Origin of the sequence: Streptomyces sp. A012304, from assembly GCF_026008495.1 — a bacterium.
Classification (GTDB): Bacteria; Actinomycetota; Actinomycetes; order Streptomycetales; family Streptomycetaceae; genus Streptomyces.
This window is the reverse complement of the sequence record NZ_BQUN01000057.1, coordinates 58718-77578: the sequence shown is the minus strand read 5'-3', so window position 1 is coordinate 77578 and position 18861 is coordinate 58718. Positions and strand designations below refer to the sequence as shown.

Genomic DNA, 18861 nt, shown 5'->3' with positions numbered 1-18861 from the left:
GGGGGGGGGGCCGGGATCTGCCGCAGGGCCGGTCCGTCGGCGGATGACGCGAGATTTCTCAGAGGGTCGGTCCGCCGGGGGACGGCGCCCTGCGGGGCCGCCCGCTGTGCGCGGGGTGTGTCACGGGGCGGGTGCGGAGAACACGCCGAAGTGATGGCCCGTGCTGTCCTCCAGGCGGGCGAAGGTGAGGCCCGCGGCGTCGGTGATCGGCGCCATGAGCACCTTGCCGCCCAGTTCCTCGGCGCGCTGGACGGTCGCGGCGACGTCCTGGACGAGGACGTAGAAGATTGCGTAGTCGGGGAACTTGCCCTCCGACTCCCACACGCCGCCACTGGGCTGCTGAGCGCCTGGAGTGACGACGGCGTGGTAGTTCACGCCAGGCGTGTTCGTGTTGAGCTGGAAGTTCCAATCGAACAGCTGACCGTAGAACCGCTTGACCTCTTCCGGCTGGCCGGTGCCGATCTCGAACCACGCCACGGAGTTGAAGGCAGGACCGGGCATCGAACTCTCCTTCACGACTGGTAACAGGGCATAGGGGCACTCTCCGGTCGCCGCAACCGAGGGTTGACGGGCGCCTTCCGGAGTTGCCGAGCCCAGCGTAGGCATATACATTCCATGGAAGCAACTTCCGTGGATGAATGTTCCGCGTCGGCCGCAGAGGGGCCGCCGGAGAGAGGAACGCCAGCTCATGCAGCCGGTCGAGATCGAAGCGAAGACACTGATCCAGCGGTCGAAGATCCCGTCGATCGACTACGTCATCAACCCCTACACGGGCTGCGTCCTGGGCTGCGCCTACTGCTACGCCAGCTTCGCCGGACGGCAGTTCGGGCAGCCGGTCAAGGAGTGGGGCAATTACCTGTACGTCAAGAAGAACGCGGTCGAACTCGCCCGCAAGGAACTGGCGAAGATGCCCGAGCACAAGCGCCGGGGCACCGTGCTGCTCAGTTCGGTCACCGACCCCTACCAGGGACACGAGACGCAGTACCGGCTCACCCGCGGCATCCTGCGCGAGCTGGACGCGGTCGACTACCCGGGCACGGTCCGGATCCTGACCAAGTCACCCGTCGTCACCCGCGACATCGACCTGCTCACGAGCCTGCCCAGGGCCGAGGTCGGCATGACGGTGACCACCACCGACGACAAGGTCAGCCGCTGGCTGGAGGTCCGCGCTCCGCTCGCCTCCCGCCGCCTGCGCACCCTCGCCGAACTCCGCGAGGCCGGGGTGCCCGTCTTCGCCTTCGTCGGCCCGCTCCTGCCCCACTTCGCCACCCGGCCCGAGCTGCTGGACCACCTGTTCGGCCAGCTCGTCGAGGCGGGCGTGCGCGAGGTGTACATGGAGCACATCAACCTCAAGCGCTACATCCGCGAGCGCATGGACGAGGTCCTGGCGGGCGAGCCGGAAGACGTGCAGGAGGCGTACGTCCAGGCCCGGACCAAGGACCACCGCGAGCGCCTGGACGCCATGGTGGCCCCCCTGCTCGACAAGCACGGACTGCGGCTGCGCTTCGACGAGGTCGTCTACCACGACGACTTCACCGAACCCAGGCAGGACATCTACGGACCGCCGGCCCAGCCCACCGCATAGCCGCAGACGACCGCACCCCAGCGGGCCCCGCCGTCCACCGAAGGGGTAAACCCGCGGCAGCAAGCCGCACGAACGGACAACGGCCCCACGAAAGGAGAACGATCCGCATGCCGCGCCGTACGTCGGTGACCTTGCACTTCGCAGAGCGAGGCGAGGGAGTCCCGGTTCTGGCCCTGCACGGATGGAACCCCGACCACCGCCTGATGCTCGGCTGCCTGGAACCGGTGTTCACCCACCGCACCGGATACCGGCGGCTGTACCCGGATCTGCCGGCCATGGGCAAGTCGCCCGCACCACCGACGATCGCGAGTTCGGACGACATGCTCGACGCCGTCCAGGACTTCGTCGACGACATGATCGGGGACGCGCCGTTTCTGCTCATAGGCGAGTCGTACGGCGGCTACCTCGCCCGCGCGCTGGCGGGTTCACGTCCCGAGCAGGTCCTCGCACTGGCCCTGATCTGCCCCATCGGCACAGCCGTGGACAGCGCCGAACGCCGCCTGCCCGAACGGCAGGCCGTACGATCCGACCCCGAACTGCTCACCTCACTGGACCCGCGGACCGCCGACCTGTTCACAGACCTCGCCGTCGTCCAGACACCCACGACCCTGCATCGCACGCGAGAAGAAGTCATACCAGGGCTGGAGGCCGCCGACACCGACGCCATGGCACGCATCGCGCAGCGCTACACGCTCACCCAATCCCCGGAAGGCGCCGAACCGTTCCTCCGCCCGGCGCTGATCATCACCGGACGACAGGACCACATCGTGGGCTACGCCGACCAGTTCGACCTCCTGCCGCACTACCCGCGCGCCACGTATGCGGTAATCGACACCGCCGGCCACAACCTTCAGATCGAACAACCCGAGTTGTTCAACGCACTCATCAGCGAATGGCTCGACCGCGCGGCCGCCACCCGCTGAGCACACCCGTGCCCTCCAGCGAAAGGCGCCTGTTGACCGACCTCGAGCGGCTGCACAAGGACCTGGTGTGGTTCGAGACCAAGCTGTGGAACACCCTGGACACCCGGCTGCGCGCGGACTACGGCCTGCCCCTCACCTGGTTCCTGGTCATGCGGTTCCTCGCCCGGCATCCTGTGTGCAGGATCCACGACATCGCCCAGGAATTCGCCATCACGGCCGGCGGCACCAGCAAGGTGGTCGACCGAATCGAGGCGGCCGGACACTGCCGGCGTCACCCGCACCCGGACGACCGGCGCTCCATGCTCATCGAGCTGACACCAGGCGGGCGGGACTTGGTGAGCGGGGCGGTCAAGGTCTTCGAAGTCGAGCTGCGAAGACAGATCGGATCGGCGGCCTCCGAATCGGTCTTGGCGCAGTTCGCCGAGACACTGAGCACGTTGCGGGCCGCTCTTTCCTCGAACGGCGTCCAGTGACCCGGACGCTCGACCCGTTTCGCCTTGGTCGCAGCCAGAAGCAGCGCTGCACGCCCGGGCAGCCGAGCAGCCCGCACCGGACCGCCTGCGGTCAGCCCGCGCAGCCGCCGTCTTGACTGCGCGCACGCGCTGGTGCGGCGGGTAACTCGGGTGTCTGTCAGCGCCAGTCACGAGTGGACGAGGAAGCAGGCCCTCCTCACGTCTTGCGGTAGCAGTTGGTCACCGGTCCGGGCAAAGTCTTCCGAGAGCGATCGGACGATGCTTAGGTGACGGTACTGGTGGGAAGGTTGCGCAGCGCCGTCCCGGGCGGGGGTCTGACTCTTGAGATCTTTGACCGAAGTGTCCAGTCACGGGCTTGTCGACTGTCGTTGCGGGATGGTTCCTGCTGCCACCGAGCCACAGGGCGTGTCCCTATAGGGGCCTTGCCGAGTTCCAGGCGCCATCACGGTTCAGACCGCCCGAGCGGGCCGGTGTCATCCACCCAGCACGTCACCTCGCGGGAGGCGAACCACCATGACGACCAGAGAGCGCAGCACCTCCTCCAGCACGGATCCTCCCTTTCGGCGCGAGGTTGTCCTAGGCGTGGACACGCACGGCAAGGTTCACGTCGCCGCCGTGGTCTCCCCGCTGGGGAAGGTCCTTGGCACCGAGTCCTTTCCGGCGACGGCCGCTGGCTACCGCCAGCTGCTCGTCTGGGCCCGCAAGCGGGGAACGGTGTGCCGTGCCGGGGTGGAGGGGACCGGCACCTTCGGAGCGGGCCTGTCTCGTTACCTGCTGGCGCAGCAGGTCGAGGTTTACGAGGTGAACCGGCCCGACCGCTCGGCTCGCCGGCTGCTGGGGAAGTCGGACCCGCTCGATGCGCAGGCCGCCGCGCGGGCCGTGCTCAGTGGCCGCGCCCGGGCACGGTCCAAGTCCGGTGACGGTCCGGTGCACGGCGCCCGGATGTTCAAGCTCGCCAAGGACTCCGCGGTCAAGGCCCGTACCCAGGCGATCAACCAGCTCAAAGCCGTCCTCGTCATCGCGGATCCCGCACTGCGGGAACGACTGTCCAGCCTGGGCAACCGCGAGCTGTTCCGCACCTGCGCACGCCTCGGGCCAGGCGACGGCGAGGACGGCGAGTGCACGGTGGCCCAGGCCACCCACCTGGCGTTGCGTATGCTCGCCGAGCGCATCGAACAGCTCACCGGGCAGATCAATGCGCTGAACCAACGCCTGACCCAGCTCGTCGAACACCACGCCCCACAACTACTCGTACCGGTGGGCATCGGCCCGGACAGTGCCGTCACCTTGCTGATCACCATGGGAGACAACCCCGAGCGGCTGAACACTGAGGCTTCCTTTGCTGCCCTTTGCGGAGTCAGCCCCATCGAGTATTCCTCTGGCCGTAGGAGCACGCGTCGGCTCAACTGCCGCGGTGACCGGCAGGCGAACGCGGCCCTGCACCGCGTCGTGTTCACCCGGCTGCGCCACGACCCACGCACCCAGGCGTACTACGAACGCCGAACCCAGGAGGGCAAGACCCGTCGTGAGATCATCCGATGCCTCAAGCGATACGCAGCCCGCGAGGTCTTCCACCTGGTCAGACGGGTGTCCAGCACCCCTGCGTTATAGGGGCGTCCGTGATACGTGAGAGGGTCTGAGGCGTGAGTGAGACACCGTCGAACACCCTGCAATACCGCTTTGACGGGCCAGAAGAGGCTCCCGTCCTGATCCTGGGTCCCTCCCTGGGTACCACATGGCACATGTGGGACCGGCAGATCCCGGAACTGACCCTGCAGTGGCGGGTCTTCCGCTTCGATCTGCCCGGACACGGCGGCGCCCCGGCCCACCCGGCGGGCTCGGTCGCCGACCTCACCGCCCGCCTGCTCACCACGCTGGACGCGCTCGGCGTGCAGCGCTTCGGCTACGCGGGCTGCGCGCTCGGCGGCGCGGTCGGCGTCGAACTGGCCCTGCGCCACCCCGAGCGCCTCGCCTCCCTCGCGCTGATCGCGGCCTCGCCGCGCTTCGGCACGGCGGACGAGTTCCGCCAAAGAGGCGTCATCGTCCGCACCAACGGTCTCGACCCCATCGCCCGCACCTCGCCGGAACGCTGGTTCACCAGCGGTTTCGCCGCCGCCCAGCCCGCGATCACGGAATGGGCGGTGCAGATGGTGCGCACCACCGACCCCGGTTGCTACATCGCGGCCTGCGAGGCGCTCGCCTCGTTCGACGTACGCACCGAGCTCAGCCGGGTCGGCGTCCCGACGCTGGTCCTGGTCGGCTCCGACGACCAGGTCACCGGCCCCGCCGAGGCCCGCACCCTGGTCGCCGGCATCCCGGACGCCCGTCTCGCCGTCGTCCCCGGCGCCTCCCACCTGGTCCCGGTGGAGCAGCCGGCGGCCGTCACCGACCTGCTGGTGCGGCACTTCTCCACCGCCTGGCAGCCCGCCTACGACCACAGCACCGGACAGACCGTCATGCCGGGCATCACGCTCAAACCGGTCCTGGCCGCACCCCCGCAGCCCGCGCCGATCGCCGAGATCGAACCCCCGGCGCCGGTCGTCCCCGCGCAGGTCATGGGCCGCCCCGACCCGTACGACGCCGGACTGAAGGTCCGCCGCGAGGTGCTCGGCGACGCCCATGTGGACCGGGCGCTGGCGCAGGCCGACGACTTCTCCGGCGACTTCCAGGAGTTCATCACCCGCTACGCCTGGGGCGAGATCTGGGACCGCCCGGGCCTCGACCGGCGCTCACGCTCCTGCGTCACGCTCACCGCGCTCGTCGCCGGCGGTCACCTGGAGGAGCTGGCCTTCCACACGCGCGCCGCCCTGCGCAACGGCCTCACCCCGGACGAGATCAAGGAGGTGCTGCTCCAGGCGGCGGTCTACTGCGGTGTGCCGGCGGCCAACAGCGCCTTCCGGGTGGCGCAGCAGGTCATTCGCGAGGAGACGACACCCACCGACTGAGCCTCCGGCCCGGCGCCCGGGCAGGATGGACCCATGACGCCCACGACGCCCCTGCAGCTCACGAAGAAGTCGCACGCCTGCGTCCGTCTGGAGAAGGACGGACGCACGCTCGTCCTCGACCCGGGCGGGTTCACCGAGGCGGACGCCGCGATCGGCGCCGAAGCGATCCTCGTCACGCACGAGCACCCGGACCACTTCAGCGAGGAGCGGCTGAGGGCGGCCCTGGAGGCCGACCCGGCCGCCGAGATCTGGACCCTGCGGTCGGTCGCGGAGAAGATCTCCGCCGCGTTCCCGGGCCGGGTCCACACCGTCGGCCACGGCGACACCTTCACCGCCGCGGGCTTCGACGTGCAGGTCCACGGCGAGCTGCACGCCGTGATCCACCCGGACCTCCCGCGCATCACCAACGTCGGCTACCTGATCGACGGCGGCCGCGTCTTCCACCCCGGCGACGCCCTCACCGTCCCCGACCACCCGGTGCAGACCCTGCTGGCCCCGGTGCAGGCCCCGTGGAGCAAGATCTCCGAAGTCATCGAGTACGTGCGCGAGGTGAGGCCGCAGCGGGTCTACGACATCCACGACGCCCTCCTCACCGACCTCGCGCGCCCCATCTACGACACCCACCTGGGCAACCTCGGCGGCGCCGACCACCAGCGGCTGGCCCCGGGAGCGTCGGCGGAGGTCTGACGGACCGCGTTGTCACAGGCTCCGGGTAGGTTGTGAGACATGCGCATCGCGACCTGGAACGTGAACTCGATCACCGCCCGCCTGCCGAGGCTCCTGGCCTGGCTGGAGAGCAGCGGCACCGACGTGCTCTGCCTCCAGGAGGCCAAGCTGGCCGAGGAGCAGTTCCCGTTCGAGCAGCTGCGCGAACTGGGCTACGAGGCCGCGGTCCACGCGACCGGCCGGTGGAACGGCGTGGCGGTGCTCTCCCGCGTGGGCATCGAGGACGTGGTCAAGGGCCTGCCCGGCGACCCCGGCTACGACGGTGTGCGCGAGCCCCGCGCGATCTCCGCGACCTGCGGCCCGGTCCGCGTCTGGTCGGTGTACGTGCCCAACGGGCGGGAGGTGGACCACCCCCACTACGCCTACAAGCTCCAGTGGTTCGAGGCCCTGAAGGCCGCCGTCGCGGGCGACGCCGGCGGCAGCCGCCCCTTCGCGGTGCTGGGCGACTACAACGTGGCGCCGACCGACGACGACGTCTTCGATCCGGCCGCCTTCGAGGGCTCCACCCATGTCACCCCCGCCGAGCGCGCCGCCCTCGCCTCCCTGCGCGAGGCGGGCCTGACGGACGTTGTGCCGCGCCCCCTGAAGTACGACCAGCCCTTCACTTACTGGGACTACCGCCAGCTGTGCTTCCCCAAGAACCGCGGCATGCGCATCGACCTGGTGTACGGCAACCAGCCGTTCGCGAAGGCCGTGAAGGACTCCTACGTCGACCGGGAGGAGCGCAAGGGCAAGGGCGCCTCGGACCACGCGCCGGTCGTCGTCGACCTCGAGGTGTAGCTCCGGGAAACCCCGGGACACGGTCATGTGCCGGGCCCGCGCGCCTGTGGTGCGCACCCCGGTGCGAGTGTCAGGGTGGATGTATGAACATCCCCTTCCTGGGCGGCAGGCGCAAGAAGCACGGTGACGCGGCGCTGGCCGCGGACCCCGAGGGGGTCGCCGAACTCCTCTCCGAGTGTGAGCTGCTGCGGTCCCTGGCGGCCCGGGAGGGGGTCCCCCTCGACGACACGGCGGCCTCGCTGGAGGCGCTGGACCAGCTGCTGCCGCGCTGGCGCGACGACGAGGAGGTCCTGCCCTGGCTCGGCAACGACGCGGGCCTCTATCTCGGCACGGTCATCGTGCGCACCGTGCCCGGCGCCGTCTGGCAGGTCTGGCCGGGCGACCGGCCCGTCGTACGGCTGCTGTCCGGCCGGGAGTTCGACGTGGTCACGGCCGGGCAGGAGTGGGCCGCCAGCGGGGTTCCCGAACTGTCCCAGCTCTACGCCGAGGTCGCCGAGGCCTGATCAGCGGCCAGGAAATGCCGGTCCGGCGCTCGAAGAAGCCCCACACTTCGATTGGAATACGGCTAATGTCCAAAAGGTGCGTGTCGAATCCGGGGTGCGGCCCCGGCTGGACGCGTCGCGGCAACCACGACACGGCTGAGAGTGAGTAGGGCTGCGCATGGCCGTCGATCCGCTGATCGAGCTGCGTGACGTCAACAAGTACTTCGGGGATCTGCATGTCCTGCGGGACATCGACCTCACCGTCGGCAGGGGGGAGGTGGTCGTGGTCATCGGCCCCTCCGGGTCGGGGAAGTCGACGCTCTGCCGGGCGATCAACCGGCTGGAGACCATCCACTCCGGGACGATCCTGCTGGACGGCAAGCCCCTGCCGGACGAGGGCAAGGCGCTGGCGAGACTGCGCGCCGACGTCGGCATGGTCTTCCAGTCCTTCAACCTGTTCGCGCACAGGACCGTGCTCCAGAACGTGACCCTGGGCCAGATCAAGGTCCGCCGCACCGGCAAGGCCGAGGCGGAGGAGAAGGCGCGCGCCCTGCTCGACCGGGTCGGCGTGGGCAGCCAGGCCGACAAGTACCCCGCGCAGCTCTCCGGCGGCCAGCAGCAGCGTGTGGCCATCGCCCGGGCCCTCGCGATGGAGCCGAAGGTGATGCTCTTCGACGAGCCCACCTCCGCCCTCGACCCCGAGATGATCAACGAGGTGCTGGAGGTCATGCAGCAGCTCGCCCGGGACGGCATGACCATGGTCGTCGTCACCCATGAGATGGGCTTCGCCCGCTCGGCCGCCAACCGGGTTGTGTTCATGGCCGACGGCCGGATCGTCGAGGACCGCGCGCCCGAGGAGTTCTTCACCGACCCGCACAGCGACCGCGCCAGGGACTTCCTCTCGAAGATCCTCAAGCACTGAAGGCCTCGGGCGGGCCTGGCCGGGGGTGCGGGAGTACGCCGCTCGGCCCCCGACCGGACCTCGACTACGATGTGCCGTTCACCCCGAAGACGCGGGTGATGGTGGCGACCAGCAGCAGTTCACAGAGCCCTGCCCGGCCGGCCGCGGCCGGAGATCACTGCTCGCGCAGCGGAATCGACACGTATGACGGGTCGTTCGCCGGCGAGGAGAAGGTCAGCCGTGCGCCGGACGGGTTGTGCTCGATGTAGAGCGGGTCGACCGTGTCGACTACCAGGGCGAGCCGGTGGCCGGCCGGGACGTCGTAGGCCGTGGAGAACAGCTCCAGGTCGACGGTGAACGGCCGGCCCGGCGTACGCCCGTGGAAGGTGTACGGCGCGTTGCTGACCAGTTTGCCGAGGCCGAGCGGCCCCACGTCGTACAGATGGGCGACGAGCGTGCCGCTCTCCTTCGTCGGCGTCACCGTGGTGTGCAGCGTGGCGGTTCCGCGGATGTGCTGGGCGGTGGCGTACTTCTCCGACTGCCACACGGCCGCCCAGTACCGGGGGAGCAGCGGGATCGAGGCGACCGGGGGCAGTTGGGCGGCCTGGTCGAGGATGCTGGACAGGAAGACGAGGCCGCCGTTCGCGCCCGAGTCGACGTTCGTGTGGATGGTGGTCGTCCCCGCGAGGGCGATCTTGCGGCTGGTCGCGGCGACCGACTTCCAGTCCGGATAGCCCTCGTAACCGCCCGAGGAGCGCGGCTTGAGCTGGACCGGCGGTTCCTTGTCGATGCCGTTGGCCTCGCCCTTGAGGTAGCGGTCGAACCAGCGCCCGGTGTCGGTCCACACGTCGTTGGGCAGTCCGAACAGGCCGGTGACCTCGGCGGTCGCGTGGTCGCCGGGGCGCAGCTCCAGTCTCTTGGGGCCCTTGAGCTTCTCGTAGAAGTCCGCGTACTGGTTGGGCGGGAAGATGCTGTCGCCCCAGGCGTTGGCGAGCAGCACCGCCGGGGCGTTTTTGTTGAGCTGGTCCAGATACGTCGCAGCGGAACGTTTCTTCCCCCAGGCGAGGATGTCCGCCTCCTTGGTCAGGTCGGAGGAGTAGAAGTCCTCGAAGACCTGCCGGAGTTCGGCGCTCGGCCGGCCGGTGACCGTGCCCGCGGCGTCCAGCAGACCGGCCGCCTGCACGTGCTGGGTGCGCCCGGAGTAGATCGAGTCGATCAGGTCCGCCCAGCCGCTGAGCGCGGCGACGGCCTTGACGCGCGGGTCGTGGGCGGCGGCGAGCAGGCTGATGCCGGCGCCGTAGGAGACGCCGCCCATGCCGATGTGCGCCGGGTCGGCGGGGGTGTTGGCGAGCGCCCAGTCGACCACCTCGGAGGCGTCGGCCACGTCGGGCGGTCCCGCCACTTCTATCTCGCCGCCGGACTGCCAGAAACCCCGCACGTTGTACGTGAGCACGACATAGCCGGAGTCGGCGAGCCTCTTGGCCTGCGCGAGGTATTCGATCTGCGGCAGGCCCCAGCTCGTGGGGAACACGATCAGCGGGTAGCGGCGCGTGCCGTCGGCGCCCGCGGGGGTGATGACGTTCGCCTTCAGGACGGTGCCGCCGGCGCCGGCGATGTCGACGAAGCGGATGCCGGACGTGGCGGCCTGCGCGGCCGGGGCCAGGCCGAGGACGCCGCCGGCGACCAGGGTCGCGGAGACGATGCCCACGGCGGTCGTACGCAGGGCCTTGCGGTCGAGTCCCACGGTCACTCCTCACTCGTGTCAGTGCAAAGTGACCAGACGGTAACCGCATCGCCTTACCGCAGGTAACCCGTCGGTAAGTTACGTGGCAGTAACGATTGTGGTCATGTGAACGAATTCAGGGCGCGCGGTGCGAGGGCCGTGAAGCGGTCGCCTGCACCGGCAGCGGCGCGCGGGCCGCCCGCGTCACGTCGGCGACCAGTTCGACCACGTCAGGGCCGTACGCCTGCGAGTTGACCACCTTCAGCAGCAGCACGAAGGAGTTGTTGCCGTGCTTGCGGTGCAGCTTCTCGTGGTGGCGGGCGAGATAGCGGGTCGCGGCCTGGTTGGTGATCGCGCGCTGCCCGCAGAACAGGAAGACGGGCCGGGCCGCGCTGTCCTGACCCGCGGTGAGCCGGGCCAGCAGGACGTACTCCGAGACGCCCGGCTCCACGCGGTAGCGCTCGGCGCCGATCTGGAAGGCTCCCCGGTCCGGGCCCGGTTCCGGATCGACGTTCACCCGCACGCCCGGCAGCATGACGGACATGTGCGCCGCCATACGTCGGTTCGACCCCGGCCCGCCCACGCAGAACTCGGTGCGTTCGCCGAAGCCCTGGTGGACGGCGTCCTGCGTCACCATCTGCACATGGGCGCCGCAGTCCTTGATCAGCGCGGACAGCTCCAGCAGGGCGAACACGTCGAACCGGTGGACCGCCAGTTCGGCGGTGGAGGGGTCGCGATTGACGACGAGCAGCGACTCCGCGTTCTCCGGCAGCCCGAAGAACGCCTGCTTGCGTCGCAGCTTCCGCCGCCACAGATAGGTCCGGGCGAGCCAGCCCAGCGCGGCGCTGATACCGGCGGCCACCACGCCCAGGACGATGTTGCGCACGTCGTCGTTCATGGGCGCGCATGCTAGCGGGCGAGAGCAAACCCGTGTTCGACACGGCCTCGTGCGCTCCTGACGGAGCGTCGGTCTTGCAATAGGCTGCGCGAACGGTCCCGGACTGGAGGTACGGATGCGTCGCCCTGTCGCGCGGAAACTGTCGGTCCTGGCGGTCTCGGCCGCCGTCGTCTCGGTGGGGGCCGCCGCACCACCCGCGGCCCCGGCCACAGCGGTCGAGAAGGTCCCGGTCGCCGTCGGCTACGGCGGTGCCGTCGCCAGCGTCGACGCGGACGCCTCCGCGGCCGGCATCGAGGTGCTGAGGAAGGGCGGCAACGCGGTCGACGCGGCCGTCGCCACCGCCGCCGCCCTCGGCGTCACCGAGCCCTACTCCTCGGGCATCGGCGGAGGCGGCTACTTCGTCTACTACGACGCCAAGTCCCGCGCGGTCCACACGATCGACGGCCGTGAGACCGCCCCGCTGAGCGCCGGCGCCGGCCTCTTCCTGGAGAACGGCAAGCCGCTCGCCTTCGCCGACGCCGTCAGCAGCGGCCTGGGCGTCGGCACCCCCGGCACGCCCGCCACCTGGGCCACCGCGCTCGACCAGTGGGGCAGCCGCAAGCTCGCCACCCTGCTGAAGCCCGCCGAGCGCCTCGCCCGCGACGGCTTCACCGTCGACGCGACCTTCCGCAGCCAGACCGCCGCCAACGAGACCCGCTTCCGCTACTTCCCCGACACCGCCGAGCTGTTCCTGCCGGGTGGACAGCTGCCGGTCGTCGGCTCGACCTTCAAGAACCCCGATCTCGCCCGCACCTACGCCGAGTTGGGGAAGAAGGGCGTCAAGGCCCTCTACCGCGGGGACATCGCGGACGACATCGTCGACACCGTCAACCACCCGCCCGTGGACCCGGCCTCCGGCTGGAACGCCCGCCCCGGCAAGCTGACCGAGAAGGACCTCGCGTCCTACCGCACCAAGCTCCAGGCGCCCACGAAGACCACGTACCGGGGCCTCGGCGTCTACTCCATGGCGCCGTCCTCCTCCGGCGGCACGACCGTCGGTGAGGCGCTCAACATCCTGGAGAGGACGGATCTGTCGAAGGCGAGCGACGTCCAGTACCTGCACCGGTTCATCGAGGCCAGCCGCATCGCGTTCGCCGACCGCGGGCGCTGGGTCGGCGACCCCGCCTTCGAGGACGTACCGACCAGGGAACTGCTGTCGCAGAAGTACGCCGACTCGCGCGCCTGCCTCATCCAGGACGACGCCGTGCTCACCAGTCCGCTCCCGCCCGGCGACCCACGCCACCCGGCGGCCTGCGACGCCGGCGGCACGGCGGCGCCGACGACGTACGAGGGGGAGAACACCACGCACCTGACCGTCGCGGACAAGTGGGGCAACGTCGTGTCCTACACGCTCACCATCGAGCAGACCGGCGGCAGCGGCATCACCGTCCCCGGGCGCGGGTTCATCCTCAACAACGAGCTGACGGACTTCTCCTTCGCCCCCGCCAACCCGGCCGTGCACGACCCGAACCTGCCGGGTCCGGGCAAGCGGCCGCGGTCGTCCATCTCACCGACCATCGTCCTCGACCGGCACGGCAAGCCCGTGGTGGCGCTCGGCTCGCCCGGCGGCGCGACCATCATCACCACCGTGCTGCAGACCCTCACCGGGTTCCTCGACCGCGGCCTGCCGCTCGTCGACGCGATCGCCGCGCCCCGCGCCAGCCAGCGCAACGCCGCCCAGACCGAGCTCGAACCCGGCCTCTACGGCAGTGAGACGGCCAAGAAGCTGGAGGCCATCGGGCACGCCTTCAGGCTGAACCCCGAGATCGGCGCGGCCACCGGCGTGCAGCGGCTGCCGGGCGGCAAGTGGCTCGCGGCCGCCGAGACGGTCCGGCGCGGCGGCGGTTCCGCGCAGGTGGTGCACCCGGCCTCATAGCTCCGCGGTGGGGGTGGGCGGCTGCGTACGGAACGCCAGCCGCCCGCCGTCCACGTCCACCGTCACCCGGTCGCCCTCCTTCACCCGGCCGTCGAGGAGCAGCCGCGACAGCTGGTTGTCGACCTCGCGCTGGATGGTGCGGCGCAGCGGGCGGGCCCCGTACTCGGGCTGGTAGCCGCGCTCGGCGAGCCAGTCGACCGACGCCCCGGTGAACTCCACGGCGATGCCCTGCGCGTGCAGCAGCCGACGGGTCCGCTCCAGCAACAGGTCCGTGATCTCCCGCAGTTGCTCACCGGTGAGCTGGCGGAAGACGACGATCTCGTCGATGCGGTTGAGGAACTCCGGCCGGAAGTGTTCGCGCAGCGGCCGCAGGATCTGCTCCCGCCGCGCCTCCTCGTCGGCGTCGGCTCCGCCCGACCCGAAGCCGATGCCGGCGCCCCGCCGGGTGATCGCCTCCGAGCCCAGATTGCTCGTCATCACGATGACCGTGTTGGCGAAGTCGACGGTGCGCCCCTGGGAGTCGGTGAGCCGGCCGTCGTCCAGCACCTGGAGCAGGATGTTGAAGACGTCCGGGTGCGCCTTCTCCACCTCGTCCAGCAGCAGCAGTGAGTACGGGTGCCGGCGCACCACCTCGGTGAGCTGGCCGGCCTCCTCGTGGCCGACGTACCCCGGAGGGGCGCCGACCAGACGGCTGACGGTGTGCCGCTCCTGGTACTCGCTCATGTCGAGGCGCACCATGCGCTCCTCGCTGCCGAACAGGGCCTCCGCGAGCGCACGGGCCAGCTCGGTCTTGCCGACGCCGGTCGGGCCGAGGAACAGGAAGCTGCCGATCGGCCGGTCGGGGCTGGCCAGCCCGGCGCGCGAGCGCAGCACCGCGTCGGCGACGACCCGTACCGCCTCCTCCTGGCCGACGATCCGCTCGTGCAGATGCGCCTCCAGGCCGAGCAGCCGGTCCTTCTCCTCCTGGGTGAGGCTCGCGACGGGGATGCCGGTCTGCCGGGACACCACCTCGGCGACGGCCTCGGCGGTCACCTCCAGATGCTGGCCCTCGTCGACCTCCTCGTCGCCCGACGCGTCCGCGATCCGCTGCTTCAGCTCGACGATACGGTCGCGCAGCCGGGTCGCCTCCTCGTACTGCTCGTCGGCGACCGCCTGGTCCTTGTCCCGGGCGAGCTGCTCGACCTCGCGCTCCATGGCCCGCACGTCGGTGCCCTTGGTGCGGGCGCCGAGGCGCACCCGCGCACCGGCCTGGTCGATCAGGTCGATGGCCTTGTCGGGCAGCCGCCGGTCGGTGAGATAGCGGTCGGACAGCTCCACCGCCGCCACCAGCGCCTCGTCGGTGTAGCGGACCTGGTGGTGGGCCTCGTAGCGGTCGCGCAGCCCGCGCAGGATCTCCAGCGCGTCCGCCACCGACGGCTCGGGCACCAGGATCGGCTGGAACCTGCGGGCCAGCGCCGCGTCCTTCTCGATCCGCCGGAACTCCTCCAGCGTCGTCGCGCCGACGATGTGCAGCTCCCCGCGCGCCAGCGGCGGCTTGAGGATGTTGCCCGCGTCCAGTGCCCCGCCCTCGCCGCCGCCACCCGCGCCGACGACGGTGTGCAGCTCGTCGATGAAGACGATCAGCCGGTCGGAGTGGGAGCGGATCTCACCGACGATGTTGTTGAGCCGTTCCTCGAAGTCGCCGCGGTAGCGGGTGCCGGCGACCACGCCGGTCAGGTCCAGGGCGACGACCCGCCGCCCGGACAGGACGTCCGGCACGTCGCCGTCCGCGATGCGCTGCGCGAGCCCCTCCACGATGGCGGTCTTGCCGACGCCCGCGTCCCCGATCAGCACCGGGTTGTTCTTGCCGCGCCGGGAGAGCACCTCGATGGTCTGCTCGATCTCGTCGTCCCGGCCGATCACCGGGTCGATACGGCCCTGCCGGGCCAGCTCGGTGAGGTCACGGCCGTACTTGTCGAGGGTGGGCGTGGCGGCGGGCCAGGGCCGCTCCGGGCGGGCCTGCGTCGCCTCCGGGGGCTCGGCGGGGCCGCCCGTAGGGGCGAATCGGGCCGCGTTCAGGATGTGCCCGGCCGCCGAGTCCGGGTTCGCCGCCAGGGCGCTGAGGACGTGCTCGGGGCCGATGTGGCCGGCGCCGCGCGAGCGGGCCAGATCGTGGGCGTCCAGCAGCGCGCGCTTCGCGGCCGGGGTGAGGGACAGCGAGGTCGGCGGGGGCGCCTCGCCCGGCGGGTGCTGGGCCGGGCCCGACCGTTCGTCGATCTCCGTGGCGAGCGAGTCGGGGTCGGCGCCGGCCCGGCTGAGCAGGGTGCGGGTGGGTTCCGTCGCGAGTGCCGCGCGCAGCAGGTGCTCGGTGTCCAGGTCGCGGCTGCCGTGCTCGGCGGCGTACTGGGCCGCGCCGCGGACCAGTTCCCTGGCCGGCTGACTGAGCAGTTGGCCGATGTTGATCTGGCGGGGGCCGGGGCGGGGCCCGCCGAAGAAGCGGGCCAGGAATTCCCCGAAGGGATCGCCCTCCGGGCCGATGTAGCCGCTGGTCATGGCGTTCCGTTCCATCGACTGCATTGCCGGTGCGGACGGGTTTCCTGTCCGGGCCGGGCTACACCACGATGGCACGTTCCGTAGGGGGCGGCATGTTCTGCGGGCCCGGTGCGGGTACGGGGTGCGGGGCGCGGTGCGCGGAAGACCGGGTGCCGGCGCCGGGTGCGGTCCGTGGACGGCCGGCCGCGCGGCACCCCGCGCCGCTCGTCCGGTGCGCCCCCTAACGCCGCTCGGTGAGGATCCTCGGTCCGGCGTCCGTGATCGCCACCGTGTGTTCCGCGTGGGCCGCTCGCGACCCGTCGTCGGTCCGCAGGGTCCAGCCGTCCGGGGCCGCGTGGTAGCCGTCGTGGCCGCTCGCGATCAGCATGGGCTCGATGGCGAGCACCATGCCGTGGCGCAGGGGGAGGCCCCGGCCGGGGCGGCCATCGTTGGGAACCGGGGGGTCCTCGTGCATACGGCGGCCGATTCCGTGCCCGCCGAAGCCGTCCGGGACGCCGTAGCCGGCCCTTCGGCAGACCGTGCCGATCGCGTGGGCGATGTCGCCGACGCGGTTGCCCACGACGGCCGCCGCGATGCCCGCCGCGAGGGCCCGCTCGGCCGTCTCGATCAGACGGACGTCCGCCGGGCGCGGCCGGCCCACGGTGAAGCTGATCGCGGAGTCGCCCGCCCAGCCGTTCAGCTGCGCGCCGCAGTCGACCGAGAGGAGGTCGCCGTCGCGCAGCCGGTAACGGGTGGGGATGCCGTGCACGATCGCGTTGTTCACGGAGGCGCAGATGACCGCCGGGAAGGGAGTGGGGGCGAAGGACGGCCGGTAGCCCAGGAAGGGCGAGGTCGCCCCCGCCTCGCGCAGCACGCCGTGCGCCACCTCGTCCAGCTCCAGCAGGGAAACCCCCACGTCGGCGGCGTCCCGTACGGCCGTGAGGGCGCGGGCGACGACCTGGCCCGCCTCGTGCATCGCGTCGATCGACGTGTCCGTCTTCAGCTCAACCATGCCAATTACTATACCGGTATTAGAATGGCGGCATGGTGCGCACCCCGTTGACCCCCGAAGAACGTGAACGCGGCGAGCGGCTCGGCCGGCTGCTCCGCGAAGCCCGCGGCGGGCGGAGCATGGCCGAGGTCGCGGCGCGGGCGGGCATCTCCGCCGAGACGCTCCGCAAGATCGAGACCGGCCGTGCCCCCACCCCGGCCTTCTTCACCGTCGCCGCGCTCGCCGGTGCGCTCGGCCTGTCCATGGACGAGCTGGCGGGGCGGTGCGTGCTCGCCGAGGTGTCCGGGGCGGGGCTGTGAGGAGTCGGCCCGTGGTGGGCGGCCTGTGCGGGGTCGGCCTCCGCGGGGTCAGCCGCTCTTCCCTTCGCGCAAGGGACGGACGGGCGCAATGAGCCCCTCGCGTCGCCGTGGAAAAGTGCTCGTAGCCGTGCTGTAACACGACTGGTGTTTTCTACGGACCGGAGTGTTCCGGTCGGGCGGGAGTCGAGCGATGACTGTGGATCGACTCCCGGGCCAGGTGCGGGAGTTCGCGAACTACCTGGACGGCCTGCTGGCACGCCTGGACCAGGGGTCCGGCTGGTGCGCGGTGTTCTGGCAGCGCGACCCGGACGGCATGCGGGCCTGCCTCGACGGACACGAGATGCCTCCCTGGGACGTCGTCGAGGCGCTCCTCCAGGACCTCGCCGCCGCATACGGCACCGCGGTCGCCGCACAGGAGGCGGAGCGGGCCCGTCCGTTGCACATCGCCGCCCTCGTCGCCCACGACACCCGGCCCGGCGCCCGCGACGCGCTCGGCGACCGGCTCGACGTCATGCTCCGCGAACAGCGCTACGCCGTCGAACGGCAGGCCGAACTGGGCCGCCTGCTCGCCGCGGCCACCACCCGTGAGGAGGTCGAGGCCCTCCGCCTCGACCTCGCCTGGGCCCACGACGACCACGAACGCGCGACCGCCCGCTGCGCCGAACTGCGCTACCGCCTCGCCGAGCTGGACCGGCGCGCGGGCGGCGGACCGGCGCGGCAGATCCCGCGGACACGGCCCGGCGGGGCCGGCGCCGGCCACCAGGCCTCGACGCACGCCGAGGCCTGGGACTTCGCGGAGGGGAACCACGCCGCAGGGCACCAGGAGGCCTCCCGGCCCGCCCCCGCCGAGGTCGCGGCCCCGACCGCCCCCTCCGCCCCCAAGCAGCGCAAGCGCCGTCGTGGCGGCGCCCGTTTCGCCGGGGTGGCCGAGGAGGAGGCCGCCCCCGTCGTCGTACCGCCCGCCGCCGAGGCCGTACTGCCCGCGCCCGCGGCCGCACCCCGCCGCACCCCGCGCGGCGCCCGCTACGCCGGGGCGGCGGCGGAGGCGGAGCGGCGGCCCGCGCCGCAGGCGGAGCCGCAGTTCGACGCGGCGGCCCGGCGGGAGAGCGCCGACGCGGTGACGCGGCTGGTCGGACTACGGGCCGAGGGACGCAGCGGTGAGGCACACGCCCTGCTCGTCGAACTCGCCCACTGGCCCGCCACCCGCATCCCGCTGCTCGCCGCCGACCTCCAGCGCGCCGGCCTCACCGCCGACTGGACGACCCTGGTCTGGGAGGCCGCCTCACTGCCCGCCGACCGGCTCGTCGCCGCGGCGGACGCCCTGGTCGAGGCAGGGCGCACGGCCGACGGGGAGCAGATCCTGCGCCAGGGCGTCGCCCGCCCGGCCGAGGAGATCGGGGAGGCGGTACGCGCTCTGGTGACCCAGGACCGCCACCGCGAGGCACGCGCCCTCCTCGACGCCTACGTCCGGGTCCGCACCCCCGAGGAGGCCGCCCGCAGCGCCGCCCCCGACCCCCGGATCCTGGTCCCCTTACTCCTGGAGGCCGCCCGCGAAGTCTCCCCCGAACGTCACTGGGACCTGATCCACGCCCTCCGCGTGGCGGGCTTCACCGCCTGAGCGGACGCGGGGGGACTCCGCCCCGGCTCCGTACCCCGACGGAGTCGCGACTCACCCACAGGAGTGTGAA

Annotated in this window: 17 protein-coding genes; 12 read left to right on the top strand and 5 right to left on the bottom strand. The window is 71.4% G+C overall.

From position 1 onward, the window contains the following. Positions 1–120: 120 nt before the first annotated feature. A complete protein-coding gene (locus tag ALMP_RS12670; protein WP_264927116.1) occupies positions 121–501 on the bottom strand; it encodes a VOC family protein in 381 nt (126 codons plus the stop codon). Positions 502–688: 187 nt separating this feature from the next. On the opposite strand from ALMP_RS12670, the gene ALMP_RS12665 reads away from it, so the two are divergent. The 9 genes from ALMP_RS12665 to ALMP_RS12625 all read left to right on the top strand — a co-directional run bounded on the left by ALMP_RS12665 (position 689) and on the right by ALMP_RS12625 (position 8836). Further along, positions 689–1585, top strand: coding sequence for a radical SAM protein (locus ALMP_RS12665; protein ID WP_264927113.1), 897 nt, complete (start codon positions 689–691; stop codon positions 1583–1585). 107 nt (positions 1586–1692) lie between these two features. Further along, positions 1693–2508, top strand: coding sequence for an alpha/beta fold hydrolase (locus ALMP_RS12660; RefSeq protein ID WP_264927111.1), 816 nt, complete (start codon positions 1693–1695; stop codon positions 2506–2508). A gap of 32 nt (positions 2509–2540) precedes the next feature. Then, entirely contained in the window at positions 2541–2981 is a 441-nt protein-coding gene (locus ALMP_RS12655; RefSeq protein ID WP_264927110.1) for a MarR family winged helix-turn-helix transcriptional regulator, read from the top strand. 582 nt (positions 2982–3563) lie between these two features. Then, positions 3564–4592: an IS110 family transposase gene (locus ALMP_RS12650; RefSeq protein ID WP_264927108.1), complete on the top strand. Its 1029-nt coding sequence runs from the start codon at positions 3564–3566 to the stop codon at positions 4590–4592. 32 nt (positions 4593–4624) lie between these two features. Further along, on the top strand, positions 4625–5926 hold the full coding sequence (gene pcaC / locus ALMP_RS12645) for a 4-carboxymuconolactone decarboxylase (RefSeq protein WP_264927106.1): 1302 nt from the start codon (positions 4625–4627) through the stop codon (positions 5924–5926). 51 nt (positions 5927–5977) lie between these two features. Then, complete coding sequence (locus ALMP_RS12640) at positions 5978–6613, top strand: MBL fold metallo-hydrolase (protein WP_264927456.1); 636 nt, start codon at positions 5978–5980, stop codon at positions 6611–6613. A gap of 39 nt (positions 6614–6652) precedes the next feature. Beyond that, the gene (locus ALMP_RS12635; RefSeq protein WP_264927104.1) at positions 6653–7432 is read left to right on the top strand and encodes an exodeoxyribonuclease III; all 780 of its coding nucleotides are present in this window, start codon (positions 6653–6655) and stop codon (positions 7430–7432) included. A gap of 83 nt (positions 7433–7515) precedes the next feature. Further along, positions 7516–7935 (top strand): DUF6278 family protein, encoded by a 420-nt coding sequence (locus ALMP_RS12630; RefSeq protein ID WP_264927102.1) that lies wholly within the window; start codon positions 7516–7518, stop codon positions 7933–7935. A gap of 157 nt (positions 7936–8092) precedes the next feature. Further along, positions 8093–8836: an amino acid ABC transporter ATP-binding protein gene (locus tag ALMP_RS12625; RefSeq protein WP_264927100.1), complete on the top strand. Its 744-nt coding sequence runs from the start codon at positions 8093–8095 to the stop codon at positions 8834–8836. Between the two features lie 154 nt (positions 8837–8990). Here ALMP_RS12625 and ALMP_RS12620 read toward each other — a convergent pair whose 3' ends face one another. Further along, a complete protein-coding gene (locus ALMP_RS12620; protein ID WP_264927099.1) occupies positions 8991–10559 on the bottom strand; it encodes an alpha/beta fold hydrolase in 1569 nt (522 codons plus the stop codon). A gap of 115 nt (positions 10560–10674) precedes the next feature. Further along, positions 10675–11436: a hypothetical protein gene (locus ALMP_RS12615; RefSeq protein WP_264927098.1), complete on the bottom strand. Its 762-nt coding sequence runs from the start codon at positions 11434–11436 to the stop codon at positions 10675–10677. A gap of 115 nt (positions 11437–11551) precedes the next feature. Between ALMP_RS12615 and ggt the strand changes: the two genes are divergently transcribed. Beyond that, positions 11552–13351, top strand: coding sequence for a gamma-glutamyltransferase (gene ggt / locus ALMP_RS12610; protein ID WP_264927097.1), 1800 nt, complete (start codon positions 11552–11554; stop codon positions 13349–13351). Here ggt and ALMP_RS12605 read toward each other — a convergent pair. Both ALMP_RS12605 and map read right to left on the bottom strand, forming a co-directional pair. Next, entirely contained in the window at positions 13346–15883 is a 2538-nt protein-coding gene (locus ALMP_RS12605; protein ID WP_264927454.1) for an ATP-dependent Clp protease ATP-binding subunit, read from the bottom strand. The genes ggt and ALMP_RS12605 overlap by 6 nt on opposite strands. Positions 15884–16103: 220 nt before the next feature. Beyond that, positions 16104–16874, bottom strand: coding sequence for a type I methionyl aminopeptidase (map, locus tag ALMP_RS12600; protein WP_264927096.1), 771 nt, complete (start codon positions 16872–16874; stop codon positions 16104–16106). Between the two features lie 32 nt (positions 16875–16906). On the opposite strand from map, the gene ALMP_RS12595 reads away from it, so the two are divergent. Both ALMP_RS12595 and ALMP_RS12590 read left to right on the top strand, forming a co-directional pair. Beyond that, positions 16907–17173, top strand: a complete 267-nt coding sequence (locus ALMP_RS12595; RefSeq protein ID WP_264927095.1) for a helix-turn-helix domain-containing protein — start codon at positions 16907–16909, stop codon at positions 17171–17173. 190 nt (positions 17174–17363) lie between these two features. Beyond that, complete coding sequence (locus ALMP_RS12590; RefSeq protein ID WP_264927094.1) at positions 17364–18791, top strand: hypothetical protein; 1428 nt, start codon at positions 17364–17366, stop codon at positions 18789–18791. Positions 18792–18861 lie beyond the last annotated feature (70 nt).